At 67.5% G+C, this 16,060-nt stretch carries 15 protein-coding genes; 3 read left to right on the top strand and 12 right to left on the bottom strand.

The features are described from left to right. Window positions 1-10: 10 nt before the first annotated feature. The gene (locus LEL84_RS18195) at window positions 11-790 is read left to right on the top strand and encodes a cyclase family protein (RefSeq protein ID WP_165630922.1); all 780 of its coding nucleotides are present in this window, start codon (window positions 11-13) and stop codon (window positions 788-790) included. Next, window positions 790-2,460 (top strand): thiamine pyrophosphate-binding protein, encoded by a 1,671-nt coding sequence (locus tag LEL84_RS18190; protein ID WP_226512381.1) that lies wholly within the window; start codon window positions 790-792, stop codon window positions 2,458-2,460. The genes LEL84_RS18195 and LEL84_RS18190 overlap by 1 nt, the downstream gene beginning before the upstream one ends. Before the next feature lie 88 nt (window positions 2,461-2,548). Here LEL84_RS18190 and LEL84_RS18185 read toward each other — a convergent pair whose 3' ends face one another. The 7 genes from LEL84_RS18185 to LEL84_RS18155 form a co-directional block, all read right to left on the bottom strand. Further along, window positions 2,549-3,793 carry an HNH endonuclease gene (locus tag LEL84_RS18185; RefSeq protein WP_226512380.1) on the bottom strand — a complete coding sequence of 415 codons (1,245 nt, stop codon included), beginning with the start codon at window positions 3,791-3,793 and terminating at the stop codon, window positions 2,549-2,551. 687 nt (window positions 3,794-4,480) lie between these two features. Beyond that, entirely contained in the window at window positions 4,481-5,293 is an 813-nt protein-coding gene (locus tag LEL84_RS18180; RefSeq protein ID WP_058251298.1) for a hypothetical protein, read from the bottom strand. Between the two features lie 26 nt (window positions 5,294-5,319). Then, window positions 5,320-6,270 carry a polyphosphate kinase 2 gene (gene ppk2 / locus LEL84_RS18175; protein ID WP_058251299.1) on the bottom strand — a complete coding sequence of 317 codons (951 nt, stop codon included), beginning with the start codon at window positions 6,268-6,270 and terminating at the stop codon, window positions 5,320-5,322. Between the two features lie 102 nt (window positions 6,271-6,372). Then, on the bottom strand, window positions 6,373-6,894 hold the full coding sequence (locus LEL84_RS18170; protein ID WP_058251300.1) for a DUF6764 family protein: 522 nt from the start codon (window positions 6,892-6,894) through the stop codon (window positions 6,373-6,375). A 109-nt stretch (window positions 6,895-7,003) separates the two neighbouring features. Then, window positions 7,004-7,444: an SRPBCC family protein gene (locus LEL84_RS18165; protein ID WP_226512379.1), complete on the bottom strand. Its 441-nt coding sequence runs from the start codon at window positions 7,442-7,444 to the stop codon at window positions 7,004-7,006. Window positions 7,445-7,558: 114 nt separating this feature from the next. Next, complete coding sequence (locus tag LEL84_RS18160; protein WP_058251302.1) at window positions 7,559-8,236, bottom strand: DUF4166 domain-containing protein; 678 nt, start codon at window positions 8,234-8,236, stop codon at window positions 7,559-7,561. Between the two features lie 138 nt (window positions 8,237-8,374). Then, window positions 8,375-8,983, bottom strand: coding sequence for a TetR/AcrR family transcriptional regulator (locus LEL84_RS18155; protein WP_058251303.1), 609 nt, complete (start codon window positions 8,981-8,983; stop codon window positions 8,375-8,377). Window positions 8,984-9,106: 123 nt separating this feature from the next. On the opposite strand from LEL84_RS18155, the gene LEL84_RS18150 reads away from it, so the two are divergent. Then, window positions 9,107-9,589, top strand: coding sequence for a PaaI family thioesterase (locus LEL84_RS18150; RefSeq protein ID WP_058251304.1), 483 nt, complete (start codon window positions 9,107-9,109; stop codon window positions 9,587-9,589). A gap of 5 nt (window positions 9,590-9,594) precedes the next feature. On the opposite strand, the gene LEL84_RS18145 is transcribed toward LEL84_RS18150, so the two are convergent. The 5 genes from LEL84_RS18145 to LEL84_RS18125 form a co-directional block, all read right to left on the bottom strand. Continuing rightward, entirely contained in the window at window positions 9,595-11,793 is a 2,199-nt protein-coding gene (locus LEL84_RS18145) for a glycoside hydrolase family 3 C-terminal domain-containing protein (protein WP_226512378.1), read from the bottom strand. A 30-nt stretch (window positions 11,794-11,823) separates the two neighbouring features. Continuing rightward, complete coding sequence (locus LEL84_RS18140; protein ID WP_226512377.1) at window positions 11,824-12,345, bottom strand: hypothetical protein; 522 nt, start codon at window positions 12,343-12,345, stop codon at window positions 11,824-11,826. A gap of 151 nt (window positions 12,346-12,496) precedes the next feature. After that, window positions 12,497-13,300 (bottom strand): tyrosine-protein phosphatase, encoded by an 804-nt coding sequence (locus tag LEL84_RS18135; protein ID WP_226512376.1) that lies wholly within the window; start codon window positions 13,298-13,300, stop codon window positions 12,497-12,499. Window positions 13,301-13,328: 28 nt separating this feature from the next. Next, the gene (locus tag LEL84_RS18130; RefSeq protein WP_226512375.1) at window positions 13,329-14,354 is read right to left on the bottom strand and encodes an alpha/beta hydrolase; all 1,026 of its coding nucleotides are present in this window, start codon (window positions 14,352-14,354) and stop codon (window positions 13,329-13,331) included. A 362-nt stretch (window positions 14,355-14,716) separates the two neighbouring features. After that, on the bottom strand, window positions 14,717-15,643 hold the full coding sequence (locus LEL84_RS18125; protein ID WP_226512374.1) for an MSMEG_6728 family protein: 927 nt from the start codon (window positions 15,641-15,643) through the stop codon (window positions 14,717-14,719). Window positions 15,644-16,060: the final 417 nt, after the last annotated feature.

The following is a 16,060-nucleotide window of genomic DNA, read 5'->3' as shown; positions in this document are numbered from 1 at the left end:
CGGCTCCTTCGTGCCCGACACCGCCCTGTCCGGCTTCGTCGCCGGCCTCGCCGACGGGTCGCTCCGCGTCGTCGATCTGACGACTCCGTTGAGTGCGGCGACGCCCGCGCTGCGACTGCCTGCCCCGTTCGCGAACCTGATCGACTTCAGTCTCGAAGAGGTCAGCGCCTACAACGAGCCGGGGCCGTACTGGCGGCACAACAACATCCACACCGGCGAGCACATCGGCACCCATCTCGACGCACCGATCCACTGGATCAGCGGACGCGACGGGGATGACGTCTCGCAGATCCCGGTGCAGCGGCTGATCGGCCCGGCGGCCGTCCTCGACCTGACCGACGAGGTCGCCGACGACCCGGATCATCTCCTGAGCGTCGCCGAGGTCGAGGCCTGGGAAGCCGAACACGGACGCCTCACCGCCGGCACCTGGTTACTGTTGCGGACCGGCTGGGAGTCGCGCGGGGGCTCCGAAGCCGAGTTCCTCAACGCCGACGACACCGGGTCGCACACCCCCGGGGTGTCGGTGGAGTGCGCGCAGTGGCTGGCCACCGAGCGCGAGATCACCGGCCTCGGAGTCGAGACCGTCGGTGTCGACGCAGGGCTGGCGGGCGGCTTCGATCCCGCCTTCCCCGTGCACTACCACTTCCTCGGCAACGACAAGTACGGGCTCACCTCCCTGCGCAACCTGGGCTCGCTCCCGCCGACCGGCGCGGTGATCGTCGTGAGCCCGTTGCCGATCGTCGGCGGCACCGGCAGTCCGTCGCGCGTGCTGGCGATCGTCGAGAGTTGATGGCGGCACCCGGCCGCTACGGCCCGACGGTCGCCGACGTCGCGGGCCGCGTTCTCGCCGATCTCGGCGTCGGCCATGCCTTCGGTGTGGTCGGCAGCGGGAACTTCGTGCTGACCAACGCCCTTCGAGCCGGCGGTGTCCCGTTCACCGCCGCCCGCCATGAGGGCGGCGCGGCCAGCATGGCCGACGCCTATGCCCGGATGTCGGGACGGGTGGGCGTGCTGTCGGTCCATCAGGGCTGTGGCCTCACCAACGCGATGACCGGTATCTCCGAGGCCGCCAAGAGCCGTACGCCGATGATCGTGCTCACCGCCGATGCACCCGCGTCGGCGTTACGGTCGAACTTCCGGATCGACCAGGAGGCCCTCGCCGCGAGCGTCGGCGCCGTGAACGACCGTGTCTACGGGCCGACCACGGTGGTGGCGGATGTGATCCGCGCCTTCCGCACCGCGGTGACGCAGCGCCGGACCGTCGTGCTCCATGTCGCCGTCGACATCACCGCCGCCGCAGCGGATTTCGAAGGACCTGTCGAGCTCTCCGCCGAACCGCCACGGCCGCGTCCCGAAGCCCGGTCGGCCACTCGCCTGGCCGAGTTGCTCCGTGCCGCCCGGCGTCCCGTGTTCGTCGCGGGCCGAGGGGCGCGCTCCGCCGGTCCCGAAATCGCGGCCCTGGCCGAGGCCGCCGGTGCGCTGGTGGCGACGTCGGCGGTCGCGAACGGCCTGTTCGCGGGAAACCCGTTCTCGTTGGGCATCTCCGGCGGCTTCTCCTCCCCCACCACCGCCGAGCTGATCGCCGACGCCGACCTCATCGTCGGATGGGGTTGCGCCCTGAACATGTGGACGATGCGGCACGGCCGACTCATCGGCACGGACACGACCGTGGTGCAGGTCGACGTCGACATCGACGCCATCGGCGCGCATCGCCCGATCGACCTCGGAGTCGTCGGCGACTGCGGCGCGACGGCGACGGATGTGCACACGATCCTCGCGGCCGATGGCGGCACCACCGGTTATCGCACCGAGGAAGTCAGGGAACGGATCTCGGTGTCATCGAGGTGGCAGGACGTCCCCGTCACCGGCGAGGTGACCGCCGGCCGGGTCGATCCGAGGGCACTGACGATCGCGCTCGACGAGATCTTGCCCGCCGACCGCGTCGTCTCCATCGACTCCGGCAACTTCATGGGTTATCCGTCGACGCATCTGTCCGTGCCAGACGAGTTCGGCTTCTGTTTCACTCAGGCCTTCCAGTCGATCGGGCTGGGCCTCGGGACGGCCATCGGCGCGGCGTTCGCGCGACCGGACAGGGTCCCGGTCCTCGGCACCGGCGACGGCGGATTCCTCATGGCCATAGCCGAATTGGAGACCGCCGTACGTCTGGCACTGCCGCTGGTCGTGATCGTCTACAACGACTCCGCCTATGGTGCCGAAGTGCATCACTTCGGCGACGCCGACATGACGACGGTGACGTTCCCTGAGGTCGACATCGCCGCGATCGCCCGTGGACACGGCGCGACGGGCGTGACGGTCACCGGCCTCGACGACCTCGACGAGGTACGGGACTGGGTCGCCTCGCTGCCCTCACCCGAACCTTCCGGGCCTCTCGTCATCGACGCCAAGATCACTGACGACGGCGGCGCCTGGTGGCTCGCGGAGGCCTTTGCCGGGCACTGACCCCGCCGGGATCGCCTCACACTGTGGAGTTGTCAAAGGTCGTGTGGCGCCGGGGTCGACGCCGGAGGGTCTGGTCTGCGCGGGGCAGTTATACGAGGGCGTCGTCGAGTCGCATGGTGCGCCGGTTGTAGGCGGGTCGGGGCAGGCGTCGGGGGTCGATGTCGGCGGGTGGGATGAGCCATGGGTGCCGGTCGGGCCCCATCACGACCTGCCAGCCGTGGTGATGGACCTGGGTGTGACAGCGTTGGCACAACAGGCACCCGTTGTCCAGATCGGTCGGACCACCATCGACCCAATGAACCAGATGGTGAACCTGCGTATGCGCGGCTGGCGCCCCGCATTTCACACAACACCGATCGCGCACGATGATCGCCTGCCGCAGATGGTGCGGGAACAGTCGTTTCGTGGTGCCCATCCGCAACGGCACCCCTTCGTTGTCAAGGACGATCTCGGCGACCCCGCCGTCACACGACAAACGCCGTGTCGTCGATTCTGACACCGCACCCATCCACGGAAGCCGAGCCGGACCAACCCCATCGGCAGGAATGGTCACCAGCAGTTGGGTGCGTGGTGCTCCGGCGGTGGTCATCGCCGCGCCGATCGCGGCTTGATCCAACAGCAACTCCAGTGCATCTGCACGGCGCTCGGCCGCACCTCGACGATCGGCAGCGCCGTCGGGTTCGGGACGCGGACAGGACCGTTCGTCGATCATGGACACGAACTTCTCCCCGATCACCGCGGTCACATCTCCGGCGATCGCGACCCGCCCGTCTTCGGTGATCCTGGTGTGCACGGTGTTCAGCGATGCGTCATCGGCCGCCGCCACAATGCTGGGGTCGGTGGCGGCGACCCGGATGGCGATCCCGCGGGCGTGGTCGTCGATCTGGGCGGGGGTGGCTCCGGAGAACGCCTGCGCAAGCAACTCACTCTCATATCCGCTGCGCTCGTCGTCGGACGGCGCTGTGGCAGAACGTTTGTCGATGAGCGCTAGCCCGCGGATCACCGCGTCGACACACTCGGCAGACAGATAGCCCTCGGCAGCACAGTCGGCGACCTTCGGCACCGACTCCAGCCCGTCGGCGATCCGCACATAGCGGTGCGCGGCCGCGGGTGGCATGCCCATCTCGATCAGTGCGTTCCGTGTGGTCGACCCCGCCCGCGCTGCCGTACCCGTGGCGTCGAAAAGTGCTGTATGTACGGCGATCTGGTGATCGAGCACGTTGCGCAGCATCCGCAGCTCGTCGAGCCGCTCGTGTAGCGCGCGGCCACTGCCGTCGTCGGGCGGCGGTTGCAGGACGGTGAGGGTGTCGCGGAGTGCGGTGATCGAGGGCATGACACCAAGCTACTCGCAATCACGTTCGACGACGAAGTTTCTCCACAACCACCGATTGCATCGAATTCTGTTGCACCGCAGTCGCTGTCACTCACGCCTCAGCGGTGAACGGTGGTGGACTGTGGTGAACAAAAACCCCACTAGTCACATAGGGTCGGCGTCTGCGACCCAACAACCACCGTGGTAGAGCTCAGACGAACTGCTTCAGCGAGCCGGCCCGACCTCGCACTGCACCGGCTCCGACCGATGAACTCGAACTCGACGGATGCACTTCGATCGAAGTCCATCGGTCGAGTTGCGGTCCATCAGTCGGGGGTGCTCGGCGGACCCTGCGTGACACGCCCTCCGCAAGCTCCGGGCACTCCTCAGGGAACGGGCGTGACGCACACTCCGGGCAATCCTCAGTATCCGAGGCCTGGCGACCCGTCGTGGAGACGAAAGAACTCTGCTCCCTGAGGAGGCCGGAGCCTGCGGAGGCCGTCTCGAAGGGTCCTGGCGAGATGCGTCGCCAACCCTTCGAGGCTCGTCGCTATCGCTCCTCGCACCTCAGGGAGCAGAGGGAAGGCATCGCCTGCGCTCCTCGCACCGCAGGGAGCAGAGGGAAGGCATCGCCTGCGCTCTCGCACCTCAGGGACCAATGGTCATGTCGTTCTTTCGGATCAGGGGGCAGGGTTGACGCACCCTCCCTCAGCGCCGCCCGATGATCAGCCGTCCCAGGATCCCGACGGCGAACATCGCGACGCCCACGCCGCCGACGATCAGTGCGACCCGGGTGACGTCGTCGTAGGCGCCGTCGATGATGAGCTCGGCGACCTGGCGGCCCGAGCGCTCTGCGCCGGCCACCTCCTGCTTGGCGCGGTCCGCGAAGAACAGGCCCATGGCCCAGGTCGAGACGCCGGCTGCAAGCACGCCGAGCCCGAGCCACGCGAAGACGGTTCCGCGTCGTCGGGCGATCAGCAGCGCGAGCACGGCTGCGATCACGGCCACCGCCGCCGAGCCCCAGGCGAGCAGCGTGATCTGGCTACCCACCTCCGCGTACCGGCCCGCCTCGAGGCCCGAGGAGCCGTTGGTCAACTCGACGACCACCGGCCCCTGGATCGCGTTGCCACCGGTCAGGTTCAGGGAGCGGTTGATCATGTTCGTGATGTCGAGTTGCATCACCGAGGTGTCCGAACCGGGCGCCGGCTCCTCGAATAGGAACGCGTGCTGCTGGCCGACGACATCGGCGAAGTCCTGCTGGAACTGTTCACTTTCGGTGTAGCGGCCCGCCAGCGGCCGCACCAGGACGCCGGCGATCGGCAGGTCTGTCCGCGCGGTCGCCTGCGCGGCGATCTCATCTGCGAGGTAGTCCTTGACCTGCTGGTTCTCGGCCATCGGCGCGACCGTGGCGACGAACCCCGCCTGGTCGACGATGCGTTGATCCAGCCAGAAAGACGGTACGGCGAGAACGGTCGCCGCGATCGCGACAAGTGTCAACAGGGCACTCAGGAAGCTACGCACAGCCACGAGGCTACCGAGCCGGGGAACTACTCCCCGATCACATCCGCGGCGCGGCCGACGATCAGCGGGTCGGGTGTGCCCACGAAGGACTCGTTCTTGCCGTCGTAGTCGAAGAGACTCAGCACGTGACGCATGGCGTTGATCCGCGCCCGCTTCTTGTCGTTGGACTTCACCACCGTCCAGGGTGCGTGGTCGGTGTCGGTGGTGGCGAACATCGCCTCTTTCGCCTCGGTGTAGGCATCCCACTTGTCCAGCGACGCCAGGTCCATGGGCGACAGCTTCCACTGGCGCACCGGGTCGATCTGACGGATCGCGAACCGGGTCCGCTGCTCGAGCGGGGTGACCGAGAACCAGAACTTGACCAGGTTGATCCCGTCGTCGACGAGCATCTTCTCGAACGCCGGGACCTGGGCGACGAACTGCGTGTACTGCTGCGGACTGCAGAACCCCATGACCCGTTCGACGCCGGCGCGGTTGTACCAGGAGCGATCGAAGAACACCATCTCCCCGCCGGCGGGCAGGTGCTGCACATACCGCTGGAAGTACCACTCGGTGGCCTCGCGTTCGCTGGGCTTCTCCAGGGCGATCGTGCGTGCGCCGCGCGGGTTGAGGTGCTCGTTGAATCGTTTGATGGTGCCGCCCTTGCCCGCCGCGTCTCGGCCCTCGAAGACCAGCAGATGCCGCTGCCCGGTCTGCTTGGACCACTTCTGCAGCTTCAGCAGTTCGATCTGCAGCCGCCGCTTGGTGACCTCGTACTCGCGGCGGCTCATGCGCTCCTCGTACGGGTAGTCCTCGCGCCAGGTGTCGACGACATTCCGCTCGGGCAGGGTCAGCAGGACCGGGTCGTCGTCATCGTCGTCGTTGACCGTGAAGTGCGTGGTGTCGTGGAGGTCGACGAGTTGCTGAAGTGCTTCGCGGCCGTTGAGCACGCTGAAGTCGGGGCCGATCTGGGTCTCGGGATCGTGGAGGTCGGTCACTCCACAACGATAGGTCGAAGCGGCGAACGACGCCCGACGCTCCGGTGAACTACCGTCGCGCCGGGCGTGTTCTGTCTCTCAGGTGTCGTGAGGTGGAGCCGCTCAGTTCCGCAGGTCGATCGAACCGGCGTGCAGACATGCCTTACCCGTGCTGGTGTCGAACGCGGTCGCGAAACCGCCACTGCAGCGGGCACCTTCGGGACCGGCGTAGGCCTCGCCGCCCCAGCCGCCGATCGCCACCGTCGTACCACCGCGACGCGCCTGGGCGACGGACAGTGCGCTCGGGCCGGTCGTGACCGAGTAGGCGTTGCCCCGGCTGTTGGCGCCGGCGAGCGCCGTCGAACCGGGCTGCAGGTTGTAGGCCGCGGCGTTGCCGCCGTTGTCCGAGACCGAGACCGCGGTGCCGCGACCGCTGTATTCATCGGCACTCGCGCGACTGCCGACTCCGGCCTTGGCGCCGCAACCGCTGCGCCCCTCGACACGCTCGACCTGATGACCGTTCGACACCGAGCAACGCGTGTCCGCCGCGGCGACCCCTTCGCCCGACAACCCGGCGAAACCAACACATCCGGCGAGCCCCGCCGCCAGGACCAGGCCGCGAACGGCAAACTTCTTGATTCTCAACTGCTTTGGCCTCCATAGCTCGGGCGCCCGGTAAGGAACGCCCTCAGCGTACAGGGGCCGGCGCCGTGGAGGAGACGATCGACTCGTCACGTCCCGGTCACGATCGTCCTCAGTCCGCCGCGCGCTTCTCCACTTCCGCGGTGAGTCCCTTGCGCGCGGTGTCCACGGCCATCTTCTGGGCGCGTTTCACGATGAGTCCGGGCAGCTTGATCTTCAGCTCGACGGCCAGGTCGAAGCGGACATGGGCACCCTTGTCGGATTCGGTGACGGTGTACTTGCCGTGCTGCTCGCTCAACTGATTCGACTCGATGAGGTGCCATTCGCACGAGTTCTCGGTCCAGTCATAGGTGCAGGTCTGCTCGTCGGAGATACCCGCGGCGGTGACGACCATCCGCACCTTCTGCGGCGTGCCGTCGTCGTAACTGGACAGGATCTCGGCTTCCTTGTGCGGTCCCGACCAGTCCGGTAGGGACTCGATGTCCATGAGCACTTCCATCACCACCGAGACGGGGGCGGCGACGTCGAATTCGATGTTCGCTGAGACAGCCATGCGTTGAACCTACCGCGCGCCCTGGCCGCCGATGCAACGAACTGTCGAGGCTGTGTCGAGCCGCGACGGAGTCGCCCTGGATTGCCGCGACGGAGTCGCCCTGGATCGAACCGTTCAGCTCTCTCGGTCGACCAGGTTGACCGGCCACGCCTCGTCCGGGATGTCACGCAACGAGCACGCCTGGTCGACGGCGGTGAACCAGCCGCGGAAGTGCATGATCTCGCCGATGACCGGGTTACGGACGGTCGCGTCGCAGCGGAATCGATCCCGTTTCTCGTCCCACCCCTCGATGTACTTCATCTGAGCGGTGAACAGCCCCTTCATCCCGACCTTGGGTCCGCGTCCGAGCCAGCGCATCGGTCCGCTCTCGAGCAGCAGTTCGCCGGATCGCGTCACCGACGGTTCGATCGGATACAGGAACTCGGGGCCGTCGCCGAAATAGTCGACCAGACCCGTGCGCCCGGCCACCAGCAGGGAATTCAGCTTGCGCGGGCCGGTCGTGTACTGGAAGTTCCGCAGCACCGCGAGCGACTCGCGCCCCAGCTCGTCGGAGTAGCAGTAGTAACCCTGGGTGAACGGAACCATGCGACTGGTCTTCGAGGGCAGCGCATTGCGCTTGGCGTAATGCCACAGGGCGGGCGGCGGCAGCGCCGACGACACGTAGACCGACTCGTAGATCCCGCTACAGACCTGCGCGACACCGGAAGTCGAGTCGATGCCGTAGCGCCATGCGACGTTGGGATGCAGACGGTCGAAGTCCGAACCCAGCGCATGCCGGAAGACCGGCGTCATGGCGCAACCTCCCCGAGCTCACCCACCGATTCGAGCCCGCCCCGACGATGAACGGATGCAGGCCAGACGCCACCACGGCGGTGACGACATGGTGAACCTACTAACGGAGCACACCTGTGTCCAACGTCTCGCCCCGGATCAGACCCGATCGACGGCCGCGTCGCAGAGGCTCGCCAGTTCGGCGATGACGCGATCGAGGGGTTCGACGCTGCGCCGCGTCTGGCACAGTCCGACCGCTCCCTCGACCGCCGCGATGATGAGGTTGGCCAGTGAGTCGGCACGGTCGCTGTCGACGCCGTCGACCACCAGCCGCGCGGTGACCAGGTCGGCCCAGCGCTGCAGGATCTCGGCGGATGCGTCCGCCACCGCGGGTTCGCTGCGGCGGGCGAGTCCGCCGGCCAGCACGGGGCAGCCAAACTGGAAGTCGGTGTTGACCAGTAGTCGCCGCCACACCCCGCCGATCTCGCGCACCGTGTCCGCCGGGGTCATCGTGGTCGGACGCCCGATGCGTTCGGCGATGAACTCACCGGCGTACCGGACGGCTTCGGTCATCAGTTGGGTCTTACCGCCCGGAAAATGGTGGTAGATCGATCCCCGTGGTGCGGAACTCGCCGAGATCACGTCGCCGATGGAGGTGGCGGCGACCCCGTCGCGGCCGATCAGATCGGCCGCGTGCACGACCATGCGTTCGCGGGGGCCGCGGTCGTCCGCGCCGGTGATCACGGACTCGGCGGGATGTGACGCCATGCAGCAACAACTCCTATGCCGACCCTCATACAACCGATTGTGGCCAGCATACATAGCATCGGCCGAGGTCATCCCGTACGCGAGGCCGCGCCGATATGCAGACCTTCATAATCGCGGCGGAGTATGCAACCATGCATAGTCATGACTACCACGACCGACGCACCCACCGACCCCACCGCCATGTCCGGACTCGAACTGCTGCGAGCCTGGCAGGCGGGCGGCGCCGGCTCCGACCGCCCGAGCATCGGCCGCCTCCTGGGCATGGTGCCCAAGCAGATCGACGAGGGCGCGGTCACCTTCGCCGTGACTCCGCAGCCCGACTTCGCCAACCCTCTCGGCACCGTTCACGGCGGCATCTGCGCCACGCTGCTGGACTCGGTGATGGGGTGCGCCGTCCACACCACCCTGCCCGCCGGGGTCGGCTACACGACGCTGGAGCTGAAGGTGAACTACATCCGCTCGGTCGCCGTGGACGCCGGGGAGCTGACCGGCGTGGGTACCGTCATCCACGCCGGCCGCACCACCGCGACCGCCGAGGGCAAGGTGTTCTCCGCCGACGGCAAGCTCGTCGCCCACGGGACCACCACCTGCATCGTGTTCCGGTAGCGCGATCAGTCCGTGCGTGCCGCCGCGATGATCGCGGCGATGTCCTCGTCGCGCATCCCGAACCCGGCGAGGCGTCCGAGCGGTATAGACGCCATCATCCGTGCCATGTCGACGCCCAGGGCGTCGTCGGAGCTCGTCAGCGGGTTGTCCTCGAACCGGGACGCGAGCGCTTGCGCCGCAGCAGGATTCGCCAGGACCTCGCCGAGGGTCGAGTTCTCGTCGATCGCGAGGCGAACCTCGTCGCCCGCGATCTCGACGGTGGTGGTCAGCCGGATGTCCCGGCTCGACGCGCCGACCTCGACGCCGTACTCACCCGGTTCGACGATCCAGCGGTCGACGCGGATGTCCCAGTAGGCGAGATCGCTCCGGTCGATTGCGATCGAGATAGTCTGCGACTCACCGGGTTCGAGGTCTCGGGTGGTCGCGAAGCCCGTCAGCTCGCGCGGCGGTCGTCCGACTCGGGAGTCCGACTTCGACGTGTAGACCTGGACGATGTCACGCCCGGTCCGAGAACCGGTGTTGGTCACCGTCAATCCGACGACCACACCGGTGACGCCCGGATCATCCGATGCGACGGACAGATCCGAGTACTCGAAAGTCGTGTAGGACAATCCGTGTCCGAAAGGATAGGCGACCTCGATGTCGCGGGCGTCGTACCAGCGGTAGCCGACGAAGATGCCCTCGCCGTAGCGGATGTGCGAGTTCTCGTTCGGGAAATTCAGGTATGCCGGGGTGTCCTGCAACCTGACCGGCACGGTCTCGGTGAGCCGACCCGACGGGTTGACGACCCCGAAGAGCACGTCGGCGACGGCACCACCCCCGGCCTGGCCGAGGAGCGCGCCGTCGAGGATTGCCGGGGCCGCGGCGATCGACCCGAGGCGCAGGACGCCTCCGTGAGCGAGCACGACCACCGTTCGCGGTTGCACCGCCAGGATCGCGGTCAGCAACTCGACCTGGTCCGCCGGCAGTTCGATGTCGTCGCGGTCGAAGCCCTCCGACTCCTGCGCGGCCGCCAGTCCCAGGAACAGCACGGCGGCCTCGGCGTCCGTCGCCGCGGCGATCGCGCCCGCCGTATCCGCCCGCGAGCCGTCGGTGCTGAAACCCGGGGCGTAGGTCACCGTGCCGCCGGCTGCCCGGATCTCGTCCACCGGTACGTCGAGGCGCGTCGGGTTCACGTGCGAACTGCCGCCGCCCTGATAGCGGGGGTCGTGCGCGAACGAGCCGATGACCGCGACGGAGCGTCCGGGGCTCAACGGGAGGAGATCGCCGTCGTTCTTGAGCAGGACGATGGACCGTGATGCGGCCTCGCGCGCGAGGCGATGGTGGAGATCGAAGTCGACGACGGTCCGGTTCGTCCGGCCCGCAGCGGCCCGCTCCGCGAGTTCCCGGACCGCCCGGGCCGACCGGTCCAGCGCCGCCTCGTCGAGGGTTCCGTTCCGGACCGCGTCCACGACCTGCGCGTCGGTGCGGTCCCCCGGGCCGGGCATCTCGAAATCCAGGCCGGCGGCGACCGCCCGAACGCGGTCGGCGACCGCACCCCAGTCGGAGACCACCACGCCGTCGTAGCCCCACTCGCCCCGCAACAAGTCGGTGAGGAGCCACCGGTTCTCCGCCGCGTACGTGCCGTTGATGCGGTTGTAGGAGCACATCACGGTCCACGGGTTCGCCGTGCGGATGATATGCGCGAAGGCGCGGAGGTAGATCTCCCGCATCGGGCGCGGGTCGACGTCCGAACTCGACCGCATCCGGTCGTCCTCGGCGTTGTTCAGCGCGAAGTGTTTGAGCGACGTGCCGACCCCGATGCTCTGTACGCCGCTCACCCACGCCGCGCCGAGCCGGCCCGTGACGAACGGATCCTCGGAGAAGTACTCGAAGTTGCGGCCGCACCGGGGATCTCGCTTGATGTTCACGCCCGGGCCGAGCAGTACGTCGACGTCGAGACCGCGTGCCTCGCGGCCGAGCGCTTCGCCGACACGACGGATCAGCTCGGTGTCCCAACTCTGGCCGAGTCCGACCGCGGGCGGGAAGCAGGTGGCGGGTTCGCTGCCGGCGAGGCCGAGGTGGTCGGTGGCGCCGGTCTGTTTCCGGACCCCGTGCGGACCGTCGGTGAGTGTCAGCGCGGGAACGGAACCAACCGATTTGGTGGTCCAGAAATCGGCACCGCTGCCCAACGCGGCCTTCTCGGTCAAGCTGAATTCACTCACTCCAAGACACTACCGACGATCGTCAGGCGATCAGCTGGCCCCGGGGCAGTACACGGTGTAGTCCCACTCCGTGTTCCGGTCCGGCCCGGTCACGCGCACCACGACCGAGGTGTCGCCACCGGCCGGCACCGTGATCCGGACACTGCCGGTTCCCTGGTTGATGTCGTCTCCGACGTAACCGGTGTTGTAGATCTGCCGGCCACCGTAGAACACCCGGATCTCGTCCGGGATGTCGTAGGTGTCGTAGCTCAGCGTGAAGCTCGTCGGGCCTCGTAGGCCGAGGATGTGCCGGGTCTCGGTGACTCCGTAGCCGCCGGACTTGGTCTCGGAGTTGCACCGCTGGGTCGACGGCGGAGCCTGATTGCCCCCGAGACTGCCGAAGTAGTCGAGGCCGCCCAGACCGTATTCCTCGAGACTGCCCCCGTCGATGCTTCCGCCGTCGAGGCTCCCGGACTCGAGTGGCGCGGCATCGGCGATCGCGGCCGGGACGACCGCAGCGGTCGACGTCGCGGCCAGGATGAGGGCAGCTCGAACGAAAGTGGTTGTGCGCATTAGGTTCTCCGAGTGTCGAGTCGTTTCGGGGGTGGTTCCGACGCTAATGCGACCTGCCAACCGCGGATATCCCCTCATCGGGTAAGAGCACGACGACCAGATGACACCCGTGCGGGTGACACCTCGCTGCCACAGCGTCTCGGGCGGCGCCCTACGTCAGATACCGGTCCCGGAGCGCCTTCTGGTCGGCGGCACCCAGACCCAGCGCCTCGTCGAAGTAACCCTCGATTCCGCCGTACCGCTTGTCCACCTCGTCGAACGCGGCGTCGAGATAGCCGGAGTCGACGCCCAGCACGCCGACGAGGAGCTCGGGATCGCCCCCGGCGGCGGCGAACCCGTCGAAGATGGGTTTGAGCGACGGGATCAGACGTTCATTGGTGAGCAGGTAGTCGCGATAGACGTCGTCCTTCGGCACCCCGAGCAGTGTCAGCAGAGATGCTGCGGCCCAACCTGTTCGGTCCTTGCCGGTGGTGCAGTGCATGAGGGCCGGTGTCGAGCCGTCGATCAGTCCACGAAACAGCTGCGTGTACGACGCCGTCGCACTGGGCAGGGTGATCATCTCGCGATAGGTCCCGCAGATCATCTCGCGCGCCTTGCCGCCGGACAGCATCTCGTCGGCCTGCGCGACGACGGCGGGATCGGCGAGGACAGCACCGATGTTGGCGGGAATCGACATCTGCGCATCGGCGAGGACATCGAGTGCGATGTTCGACGCGCCGGGCAGGACGGGGTCGGGGATGGCCTCGCTCTCGTGCGCCGATCTCAGGTCGTAGACGGTCTTCAGGCCGAGCGACTCGAGCGCGGAGACGTCGGCGGCGTCGAGCGCGGAGAAATCCGTGGACCGGTACAGCACGCCGGATCGAACCGTCTGCCCGTCCCCGGTCCGCCAGCCGCCGAGATCGCGGAGGTTGGGCATGCTGGAGATGGGGCTGGGCGCGCCGGGGGTCGCAGTCACGGTCACATCGTGACAGATTGTGCGGCGGTCAGTCGGTGAGCGCGCTTTCGAGCATCGGCCACGACTTCACGAGCTGGTCCTGCCAGTAGGGCCAGGCGTGCGTCCCCGGTGCATAGTCGACGGTCGCGGGAATGCCGAGTTGCTTGAGTCGACGATCGAGATTGAGCGTGCACTGGTGGGTGGCGGCCTCGATGGCGCCGCCGACCGCGATCTGGTCGATGTAGATCGTGGTCTTCCCGTCGATTCCCTGGCCCTGCAACCGGTCGTGCGGTCCGGGGACCCCCGTGCCGGTGCTGATGTAGATCGCCTTGCCGCGCAGCTTGTAGGCGTTGACGACCGGGTCGTGCGCCCGCCACCCCGGGGAGCCGACCGGGCCCCAGATGTTGGCGATGTCGCCACCGCCGCGTCCTTCGACGACCGCGCGGATGGCGAGTCGGCCGAGATTCGTGCTTGTCTCGGCACAACCGCTGTAGGAGGCGACCGCGCGGTAGAGCTGAGGTGCGGCTTCGGCAAGACTCAACGACGACGTTCCCGCCATGGAGATCCCCGCGATCGCGTTCACGCCGGTGGTGTTCAGCTTCCGATCGATGAGCGGCGGTAATTCGCTGGTCAGAAACGTTGTCCATTTGTTTCGCCCCAGCACCGGGTCGACTTTCACCCAGTCGGTGTAATAGCTGTACGCGCCGCGCATCGGCACGACAACATTCACATTCTTGTCGGCGACGAAATCGACGATGTCGGTTTGCTCGAACCAGTGTCCGGTGCCCTCTCCGCCACCCGCGCCATTCAGCAGATACAGCGTCGGTCGGGGCATCGAGCGGTCGGCGGGCACGAGAACCCGGACCGGTACGTGACGTTTCATCGACGGCGAATACACCGACAGCTCCAAGACCCGGCCATCGGCGACAGCGCGGGCCAGCGCCTTCGCCCGGGACGACGAATCTCCCGAGTCGGCGCCGGCGAACGACGGAACCGCAAGCGCGACAACGAGTACAACGATCGAGACCGTTGTGGCGACCAGGCGTCGGCGGAACTGACCACCCACTGCGGACATCACAGTCCCTTCACATCACTACATGCTCACATCACTACCGCGCCGCCGTCTCGACAACGGAATTCACACACGCAGATATCGATCCGAATACGTTTCACCATACGCACCGGAGACGGCCCCGTCCGGATTACCACGGCCGGGGCCATCGCTGTTCACCTCGCGATTGCGCACACCATGGTCATTATTGGAGGCGATTTCACGATGACTAATCCTGGCCGGTCGAGACGTCGTGCTCCTGAGCAGCTGATCTCGTGCGAGTGCGCCGGCCGTGATCGTCTCTGCCGTCGAAAAACGACCGGCCACTTCGAAAGGCGCAGGGAACGCTTTCACCGACCACCCGGTGCCAGATTCGGCCGATCGGACTACAACCGGACCGCCTCTGATCGCACCGACACCGGAAACAGCATTCGTGGATTCTGGAGCAGCGCCGGCGGGGCGACGGCCGACCGCTCGAGCGTGCCGGTCCAGCGGACCCGACGCCGATGCGGGGTGAGCACCCTGCCTCGACGGGAGAACTCGTACTCGCCGATCAACGTCCCCAGTGGCAGCACGTTCGGGTCGGTGGGGTCGACGACGGCGACCTCGTCCCCCACCCGCAGATCGGAGACGAACGACGCGAGCACGCGGAGGTCCTTGCCCGGCCGCCGCCCGGGACTTCGCTCCTTCAGCAACACGCGCAGGCCGGTCTCGGTGCCCACCGAGGCGTCGGTGTCGATGCCGGATTCGACGCCCAATCCGACGATTTGCCGGCGTCGGAACTGAGCGAACTGTTCGTCGGATCCGGCCCGGATGATCCACACGGTGCGGGTCGGTTCGTCCAGATCGTGCGCGTCGGTGGCCGGCGGATCCGGCCAGAAGTACGGCATCTCGTCGTCGAGGTCGACGTCGTCGAACACGGAGCCGTAGAAGTCCGGCGCCTTGCGGAGCAGCGCCGAACGGTGACTGCGATGGAGTCGGTCGTCGCCGAGCCACGCGGGCATCAGACCCTGCGCGGTCAGCTCGGCTTGGGACGCACCCACCACCCCGGGCGCGAACTCGGCGATCATCGGAGCAGTGGTGTCCGCACGACCGCCGCCGGTCCACACGTCGACGAAAGCGAGCCCGTAGGCGACCAACGCCGGGGTGTGCCCGCGCCACATCGTGACCGCGGGATGGCTGGCCCAGCCGTAATCGAAGAGTTCGAGCGCCCGCAGGATCTGCAACGTCTCCACGCGCTGCTTACCGAGGCGCGCGGGGTCCAGGACCTCGGCAGAGCGTCGGAAGTCCGGGTAGGGCAGGAACGTCTGCATGGCGCTCGCATACCCACTTCGGACGGGCGCTCACACCCGGCGGAGCTCCGCGCGGCGTCGAACACAGAGTTGTCAGCTGCTACCGAAGATCGGCGATCCCGGCCCCGGCGTCACACCAGGACCGGCTCAACCAGCGGCGGGTGCGATCTACTGCCGCACAACGTGGACCCAGGTCACCTCAGTGGCTTCGACTCGGCTCCTCGCTTCGCTCGTCACCGGCTCAACCAGCGGTGGGTGCGATCCACTGCCGCACAACGTGGACCCAGGTCACCTCAGTGGCTTCGACTCGGCTCCTCGCTTCGCTCGTCACCGGCTCAACCAGCGGCGGGTGCGACCTACTGCCGCGCAGCGTCAGCCGAAGCCCGCGATGGCCTCGAAGAAATGATCGACGCTCGGACATCGGGGCTCAGTCGGATG

It is taken from the genome of Gordonia sp. WA4-43, from assembly GCF_020520305.1.
Taxonomy (GTDB): domain Bacteria; phylum Actinomycetota; class Actinomycetes; order Mycobacteriales; family Mycobacteriaceae; genus Gordonia; species Gordonia hongkongensis.
Note: the sequence above shows the minus strand (reverse complement) of the source record. Positions and strands in the feature narration are given on the sequence as shown.